Consider the following 8,042-nt stretch of genomic DNA (forward strand, 5'->3'; position numbering starts at 1 on the left):
GGGGGGAGGCCTGGGAACCGCGAGTGGCCTGGGGGGCGCCGGAGCGGGCGCCGCCACCGGGGCGTCGCCGTCATCCAACAATTCCTTCAGGTCCGCGAGCGGATCCGCCTCGTCCGGGGGAGACGGCATGTGCGCGGCCCAATTTACCGGCCACGGGGGGTTTCCACCAGTTACGCGATGGACACCGCGCCGCTTCGCCTGCCTGGTGGGAGGCGGACGGCACGGTCCGCTCGACGTGGAGGGGGCGGGACGTTAGCCAATGGAGCAAACATCACACCTCGCCTTGCCTCTCCTCGGCAGGGGATGACAGCTTCGGACCACTCCTATGGCCATCCGCTACACCCTGCCCAACGGGCTCACCGTCGTCTTCGAGGAGCAGCACGCCGCCAAGGTCGCGGCCTTCCAGGTCTGGGTCAAGGCCGGCAGCGCGGACGAAAGGCCCGACCAGGCCGGACTCGCTCACTTGCACGAGCACATGCTGTTCAAGGGCACGGAGCGCCGGGGGCCCGGTGAAATCGCCCGGGACATCGAGGCGCACGGCGGCGAAATCAACGCCTGGACGTCCTTCGACCAGACCGTCTACCACATCGTCATCGCCAGCCAGTTCGCCCGCACGGGCCTGGACATCCTGGGCGATGCGGTGCGCCGCTCCGCGTTCGACAAGGAGGAGCTGGCGCGCGAAATCGAGGTCGTGTGCGAGGAGATCAAGCGCAGCTACGACTCCCCGTCGCGCCGCGCGTCCCGCGGGCTGTTCACCGCCGCGTTCCAGACGCACCCCTACCGGCTGCCCGTCATCGGCACCGAGGAGAGCGTGCGCAGCTTCACCCGCGAGAAGGTGCTGGAGTTCTACCACCGGCACTACACGCCCAGGAACCTGGTGCTCTCCGTCGCGGGCGACCTGAACGAGGCGGAGCTGCGCCAGTGGGTGGAGGAGATCTTCGGCGGTGACTGGGGCCGGCCCTACGTGGGCCCGGTGGAGCGTCCTCGCGACCCGCCGTCCACGGGCCGCCGCGTGCTCATCCAGACGGAGGACGTGAAGGAGGCCTATCTGCACCTGGCCTTCGCCATCCCGGAGCTGGAGCACCCGGACGTGCCCGCGCTGGACGTGCTGGCGATGCTCGCCGGCCAGGGCAATTCGTCGTGGCTGGTGCGCGAGGTGAAGCGCCGCCAGCACCTGGTCAACGACGTGCACGCGTCCGCGTACACGCCCAAGGACCCGGGCATCTTCTCCGTGTCGCTGACGCTGCCGCCCGCGCAGTCGCTGAAGGCGCTCACGCAGACGGCGCGCGTGCTGGAGGCGCTGCGCACCACGGTCGTGCCCGAGGACGAGCTGCGCACCATCCAGTCGGTGGTGGAGGCGGAGTCCGTCTACCGCAAGGAGACGGTGCAGGGCACCGCGCGCAACCTGGGCTCGTACCAGACGTCTCCCGGCGGCCTGGAGTCGGAGGCCCGCTACCTGGAGAACATCCGCAACCTGAAGCCGGAGGACCTGCGCCGCGTGGCCCAGAAGTACCTGCGGCTGGAGCACGCCGTCGTCACCGCGCTGGTGCCTCCCGCCGCGGAGCTGACGGAGGCGCTCGTGCACGCCGCGCTGGATGAAGCGGCGAAGAGCCCCGGCGTCACGCCCCCGGAGCGCGCCGCGAAGCAGCCTCCCCCGGAGGCCCCGCCGCGTCCGGCCCGGAGCGCCATCGCGTCCGCGCGTTCGGAGGTGGTGCAGGAGAAGCTGCCCTCCGGCGCCACGCTCATCATCCGCGTGGAGCCGCACGTGCCGCTGTTCTCCATGCGCGCGGCGTTCATCGGCGGCGTGCGCTACGAGACGCCCGAGGACAACGGCATCACCACGCTGCTCAGCCGCGCCCTCACCAAGGGCACCACGACGCTCAGCGCGGATGACATCTCCCACCTGACGGACCTGTACGCGGGCAACCTCACCGGCCAGGGCGGCCGCAACTCCGTGAGCGTGAAGGCGGACTTCCTGTCGCGCTACTTCGAGCAGGGCTTCCGGCTGTTCGCGGACGTGCTCGTGAACCCCGCCTTCCGCGAGGAGGAGGTGGCGCGGGAGCGCGCGCTGCTGCTGCAGGACATCCTCACCCGCGAGGACAAGCCGTCAGGCCTGGCGTTCGAGCTGTTCTCGCGCACGCTCTACCAGGAGCACCCGTACCGCCTGTCCATGCTGGGCGAGAAGGCGTCCGTGGAGGCGCTGGGGCCCGAGCAGCTGCGCGCGTACCACCGGTCGTACATGGACCCGTCGCAGATGACGCTCAGCGTGGTGGGCGACGTGGACGTGGAGCAGGTGCGGGCGCTGGCGAACGAGTACTTCGGTAGGTCGCGCGGCGGCGCGCTGGCCCCGAAGCAGGTGCGGCCGGAAGCGCCTCCGTCCGCTCCGCGCACGGAGAAGAAGGTGCTCGCGCGCGCGCAGACGCACCTGGTGATGGGCTTCCAGGCGGCGCGGCTGGGCGACCCGTGGCGGGTGGTGCTGGACGTGCTGTCCACGGTGCTGTCCGGCCAGGGCGGGCGGCTCTTCATCGAGCTGCGCGACAAGCGCTCCATGGCCTACAGCGTGAGCAGCTTCTCCATGGACGGGTTGGACCCCGGCTACTTCGCCGTCTACATGGGCACGAGCCCGGAGAAGGTGGAGGCGGCGGTGGAGGGCATGCGCCGCGAATTGCAGCGGATCCGCGACGAGCCGATTCCGGCCGCGGAGCTGGAGCGCGCCAAGCAGCACATCATCGGGGCGTATGAAATCGACCTGCAGCGAAACAGCGCCCGCGCGACGCTGCTGGCGCTGGACACCTGCTACGGCATCGGGCTGGACAACTTCCTGCACTACTCCGAGCACGTGGCGAAGGTGACGGCGGAGGACGTGCAGGAGGTGGCCCGCCGGGTCATCGACTTCGACCGCATGGCCATGTCCGTCGTCGGTCCGTAGGTACCCCATCGCGAGCGTGGAAGCGTCACGACGACGGCGCTTCCACGCCGCACCGGGTGCGGTAGAAGGGGCGCCATGTCCCAGACCTACCTGTCACTCACCGTGGATATCGCGGAGGAGGCCTCCGAAATCCTCCAGGACCTGCTCCATGAGGCCGGCGCCCTGGGCCTGGAGGTCCGCGACACGGAGACGCCCACCATGCCGGGCGTGCGCGCCCCCGTGAAGGGCGAGTCCATCGTCGTCGCCTACTTCGAGGACCGCGAGAGCGCGGAGGATGCCCGCGACGCGGTGGCGGAGAGCCACCCCACCGCGCGCCTGTCCCTGGACGAGCAGCCCCAGCAGGACTGGAGCAACGAGTGGAAGTCGCTCATCAAGTCCGTGCAGGTGGGCCGCCTGTGGGTGGGCCCGCCCTGGGACGTGGTGAACGCGCCGGCGGACAAGGTGAAGCTCGTCATCGAGCCGAAGATGGCCTTCGGCACGGGAGACCACCCCACCACGTCGCTGTGCCTGGCGGCGGTGGATGACTTCATGTCCACGCACCCGGGCGCGAGCGTGCTGGACGTGGGCACCGGCACGGGCGTGCTCGCCATCGCGGCGAAGAAGCTGGGCGCGGGCCACGTGGTGGGCACCGACAACGACCCCACCTCCGTGGAGCTGGCCCAGGAGAACTGCACCGACAACCAGACGCCCGACCTGGACATCTCCGGGCGCGAGCTGACGGAGGTGTCGGGCACCTTCGACCTGGTGCTCGCGAACATCCTGGCCAACACGCTCATCGAGCTGGCGCCCCTCATCGTGCCCAAGGCGAAGGACCGGCTGGTGCTGGCCGGCGTGCTCGCGCATCAGCGCGCGGACGTGGAGGCCGCGTACCGCAACCTGGGGTGCACCGTGCTGGAGGGCGCGCAGCAGGGCGAGTGGGTGCGCATCGACTTGAAGCGCTAGAAACAAGAGGGGGTCGGGCAGCGAAACCTGGTTCGCTTACCCGACCCCATCTGGACTCGCGAGGCTTTCCCCCTTGGCGTCAGGACCTCGCGAGTCCCGCCGTGTGACTGGCAGGCATTGCAGTCCGCGTGCCTGCCGCTGAGGCCTCGGAGTCCCAAGGGACACGGGCGCGGCTGTAGCGGGGCAGGTTACGGGGAGCGCGGCGCGTGTGACCTTCCGCGCTACAGCGGGCCTCAGGTGAACGCGAGTGTTCCGGCCGCGCGCAGGGAGCCCACGACTTCGTTCCGGGTATTGAGGATGCGCGGCTCCGCGTGGTGCTCCAGGCCCGTCATGGGCAGGGACAGGCCCTGCTGCTCCGCGATGAGGCGCAGGACCGCGAGGAGCGCGGGCGCGGCGCAGCGGGCATCGCCATCCTCCACCTTGACGGCCACGCCCAGGCGGGCCTTGGGCAGCGCGGCGCAGTAGACGCCCTCCGCGCCAATCTTCACCACGGCCTCACCCTGGAAGGCCGTCATCAGGTCCGTGCACGCGCGGCCCTTGCCCGCGACCAGCTCCGGGTGCGCGAGCATGGCCTCCCGCAGGCGGCGGGCGGCGGGCGCTTCCGAGACGCCGAAGCGGGCCCACGCGGTGGCCATGGCGCTGAGCGGCAGGCCGAAGCAGACGGCGAGGCAGCCATCCACGGCCTTCACCAGCGCGTCGCTCGGCAGGCCCGTCCACTTGGCGATTTCGTCCTGGATGCGCTCCTGCACCGGGTGTCCTTCGCTGGCGTAGCCTTGGACGTCCCAGCCGTGGTGCCGCGCCAGCGCGAGCATCCCCGCGTGCTTGCCGGAGCAGTTGTTCCACCGGGGCGTGAGCACGATGCCCGCCTTGAGGGCCTCCTCGGCGACCGCGGGCGACAGCGACGGGTGCGGGCCGCACGCGAGGTGGCGCTCCTCGCAGCCTGAGGCGCTCAGCATCCGCATGGCGAGGGCGCGGTGCACGGGCTCGCTGGAGTGGGACGCGCAGGAGAGCGCCAGCTCGCGCGGGCCGAAGCCGTAGCGATCCGCCGCGCCATCCTGGACCATGGGCAACGACTGGAAGGGCTTCGCCGCCGAGCGCCAGAAGGTGACGCGCTCCGGGTCGCCCGCGTACGCGACGCGCGTGCCCTCCGCGCTCACCACCGCGACGGACACGGTGTGGAGGGATTCGACGAAGCCGGAGCGGGTGGACTCGATGACGAGGGTGGCCATGGGCGTGGGGCGCGCCATAGCAGGAACGGGACACGGCCGGGCGCTCGCGGGTTGCGGAAAGACGAACCCTGGACGCATGGAGGGCTATCCTCCGGGCGCCCTCCCCTTCAAGGAAGCCGCCGTGGTCCGCCTCTTCGTTCCCCTGCCCGCCCCCGCCCCCGCCGACGTGACGCTCACGGGCGAGCGCCGCCACTACCTCGTCCACGTGCTGCGGCTGGAGGACGGCGACGCGCTGGAGGTGTTCGACGGCAAGGGCCGCGCCTTCGAGGCGCGCGTCACCGGCCTGGACGCGGAGTCCGTGCGGCTGGTGCTGGGGGCCGTGCGGGTGACTCCGCCCGCGCGCGAGATGAGCATCCTCCAGGGACTGCCCAAGGGGGACAAGATGGAGCTGGTGCTGCAGAAGGGCACGGAGCTGGGCGCCACCGCGTTCCATCCGGTGGCCACCGCGCGCAGCGTGGTGAAGCTGGAGCCGAAGCGCGCCGAGGAGCGCACCCAGCGGTGGGCGAAGATTGTCGAGGAGGCCGCGCGCCAGTGCCGGCGCGATGATGTGCCGGTGGTGCATCCGCCCCGTCCGCTGCTGGACGCGGCGCGTGCCCTGACGCCGGGCACGCTGCTGCTGGTGCTGGACGAAGAGGAGTCCGCTGTGCCGCTGGGCGAGGCGTTCCGGAGCGTGGCCGCGGGGACGCCAGTGGCGCTGGTGATTGGCCCCGAGGGCGGGCTCGCGCGCGAGGAGGTGGAGGGCCTGCGGGGGCTGGGCGCGCGACCGGTGACGCTGGGCTCGCGCATCCTGCGCACGGAGACGGCGGCGCTCGCGGCGCTCGCGGTGATGCAGCATCTGGACGGGTCGCTCGGTTAGCAGTCGAGCAGACAGTCCCTCCCTGCATCCCAGGTCACGGATTCGTGTGGTGATTCCTACGTTTCTGCCATTCGGGACCTCGCGGGTCCCTCACACGGGAGAGACTCTCATGGGGATCATCGCATTCATCATCATCGGCCTCATCGCGGGACTCATCGCCCGGGCCATCCTGCCGGGCAAGCAGAGCATGGGGCTGGTGGCCACGACGCTGCTGGGCATGGTGGGTTCGCTGGTGGGTGGTCTCATCGGCTCTCTCTTCGAGCGCAACGGCCGGCTGTTCGACCTGCATGCCTCCGGCATCATCATGTCGGTCGTGGGAGCGATCATCGTGCTTCTCCTGGTGGGAGCAGCGGGACGGCGCCGCGTCCACGCCTAGCGTGAGGCGCCCATACGCACCGTCCTCCGGGGCGGGTTGCATGGCGCTGACGAGCCCCTGACGGTTCCTCGGGCGAGGGACCGGTGGGGGCTTGTCCTTTTCTTGCTACAGGCCTGAATGCGGCCTTTCATGGCGACGGTTGTCCGCGTCGCTGGGAGGATCCGTTGTCCAAGTGCCTGAAGTGCGGCGCCTCGCTGCCGCCGGTCGGAGATTGCCCCGCTTGCGCCGCCAATGGCGCGCGCCCACCCGCGGTGGCCCCCCTTCCGAGCCTGCTCGACCGCGACATCCACATTGATCGCCGCAAGGCCGGGGACCGCATGGCCCAGGACGCCGGCGGCGGCGACCCCATCACGCTGAACAGCGAACCGCTGGAGCCGGAGACGCTGCGCGGTACGCCGGCCTTCGCGCTGGAGGCGCCTCGCGGCCCTGTCACTCCGCCGGGCATGACGCCGTCGGTTCGTCCGGGGATGGCGCCCGTGCCTCCCGCCGCGCCGCGCGCAGCAGCGCCCCGACCGCCCGCGCAGGCTCCGGCCGCCGCGCCTCGCGCCGCTGTGCCTCCAACGGATGGCCCCGTGCGTGCGCCCCATCCGGCTCCCGCGGCTCGCCCCGCGCCGGCCCCTGCGTCCCCCGCGGATGCGACGATTCGCGCGGCGGCTCCGACCGCGCGTCCTGCTTCGCCCCAGGCGGATGCGACGATTCGCGCGGCAGCTCCGGCTGCGCGCCCTGCAGCGCCCCAGGCGGATGCGTCCCCCGCGGATGCGACGATTCGCGCGGCAGCTCCGGCTGCGCGCCCTGCCGCGCCCCAGGCGGATGCGTCCCCCGCGGATGCGACGATTCGCGCGGCGGCTCCGGCTGCGCGTCCTGCCCAGGCCGATCGCGTCCCCGCGCAGCACGCGGAGGGTCAGGCGGTCCGGGCTCCCGCGCAGCAGGCGCCTCGGGCGGCGGCGCCCATGCCTCCTCGCGCCACGCCTCCCGTTGGGAACGCGCCCGCTGGCGCCGTGCAGCCTCCGCGTCCCGCCGCACCGCCTCCTGGCGTGGCACCGATGGCCGCCGTGCCTCCGCGCGCCGCGCCCACCGCGGCCCTGTCGGAGCCGGGCTTTCAGAATCCTGGCGTCGCCGTGCCTCGCGCCGCGCAGCCTCCGGTGCCCTCCACGGAGCCCCGCCCGGGCTCCGCGCTCACGCCGGCCTACGGCACGGAGCCGCACGTTTCGCGCCCCCAGGCCGCCTCCGGCCAGCCTCGTGGCAACGCGCAGGGTTCGCCCGGCCTGCCCCGCATGGATGCGCCCGCGCAGGCCCAGGCCACTTCCGGCCAGCCTCGTGGCAACGCGCAGGGTTCGCCCGGCCTGCCTCTCATGGACGCGCCCGCGCAGGCCCAGGCCTCCGGTCTGCCGCACATGGATTCAGCCTCGCAGGCCCAGGCCTCCGCCCGGATGGGTGGCGCGCAGGTCCAGGCTTCCGGTCTCCCCCGCCGGGAGCCCGCCTCCGGACCGTCGGCCGCCGAGCACTGGGATGCACCGCAGGCCACTTCCGGCCTGCCCTTGATGGATGCTCCCGCGCAGGCCTCCGGTCCGTCTCGCCGGGACGCCGCTCCGGGCCTTCCCGTCATGGAGGACCCGGCCATCCTGCCTCCGCTGGAGACGCCGGCCTACGCGACGTCCCCGGCGCCCGCTCCGGGAGTGTCCCTCATGGAAGCCTCGTCCGCCCCTGCCC

Annotated in this window: 5 protein-coding genes and 1 pseudogene; 5 read left to right on the forward strand and 1 reads right to left on the reverse strand. The window is 72.1% G+C overall.

Features of this window, described 5'->3' with window-relative positions:
• Nucleotides 1-325: 325 nt before the first annotated feature.
• Complete coding sequence (locus D7Y11_RS40130) at nt 326-2,929, forward strand: pitrilysin family protein (RefSeq protein ID WP_121755966.1); 2,604 nt, start codon at nt 326-328, stop codon at nt 2,927-2,929.
• A 75-nt stretch (nt 2,930-3,004) separates the two neighbouring features.
• The gene (prmA, locus tag D7Y11_RS40135; RefSeq protein ID WP_121755965.1) at nt 3,005-3,871 is read left to right on the forward strand and encodes a 50S ribosomal protein L11 methyltransferase; all 867 of its coding nucleotides are present in this window, start codon (nt 3,005-3,007) and stop codon (nt 3,869-3,871) included.
• 233 nt (nt 3,872-4,104) lie between these two features.
• Here the strand turns inward: prmA and D7Y11_RS40140 are convergent, their stop codons facing one another.
• The gene (locus D7Y11_RS40140) at nt 4,105-5,100 is read right to left on the reverse strand and encodes an asparaginase (protein WP_158629204.1); all 996 of its coding nucleotides are present in this window, start codon (nt 5,098-5,100) and stop codon (nt 4,105-4,107) included.
• 121 nt (nt 5,101-5,221) lie between these two features.
• On the opposite strand from D7Y11_RS40140, the gene D7Y11_RS40145 reads away from it, so the two are divergent.
• The 3 genes and pseudogenes from D7Y11_RS40145 to D7Y11_RS40155 all read left to right on the forward strand — a co-directional run.
• Nucleotides 5,222-5,956, forward strand: coding sequence for a 16S rRNA (uracil(1498)-N(3))-methyltransferase (locus D7Y11_RS40145; protein ID WP_121755967.1), 735 nt, complete (start codon nt 5,222-5,224; stop codon nt 5,954-5,956).
• Nucleotides 5,957-6,065: 109 nt separating this feature from the next.
• Entirely contained in the window at nt 6,066-6,332 is a 267-nt protein-coding gene (locus tag D7Y11_RS40150; protein ID WP_014393940.1) for a GlsB/YeaQ/YmgE family stress response membrane protein, read from the forward strand.
• Nucleotides 6,333-6,496: 164 nt separating this feature from the next.
• A pseudogene (locus D7Y11_RS40155) lies at nt 6,497-8,042 on the forward strand (hypothetical protein); the annotation flags it as partial.

It is taken from the genome of Corallococcus sp. AB018 (assembly GCF_003986945.1).
Lineage (GTDB): Bacteria > Myxococcota > Myxococcia > Myxococcales > Myxococcaceae > Corallococcus > Corallococcus exiguus.

Bases quoted from the DNA above. Each gene is read 5' to 3' on its own strand.
- D7Y11_RS40150 (WP_014393940.1), top strand. From the start codon at position 6,066: ATGGGGATCATCGCATTCATCATCATCGGCCTCATCGCGGGACTCATC.
- D7Y11_RS40140 (WP_158629204.1), bottom strand. From the start codon at position 5,100: ATGGCCACCCTCGTCATCGAGTCCACCCGCTCCGGCTTCGTCGAATCC.
- prmA (WP_121755965.1), top strand. From the start codon at position 3,005: ATGTCCCAGACCTACCTGTCACTCACCGTGGATATCGCGGAGGAGGCC.
- D7Y11_RS40130 (WP_121755966.1), top strand. From the start codon at position 326: ATGGCCATCCGCTACACCCTGCCCAACGGGCTCACCGTCGTCTTCGAG.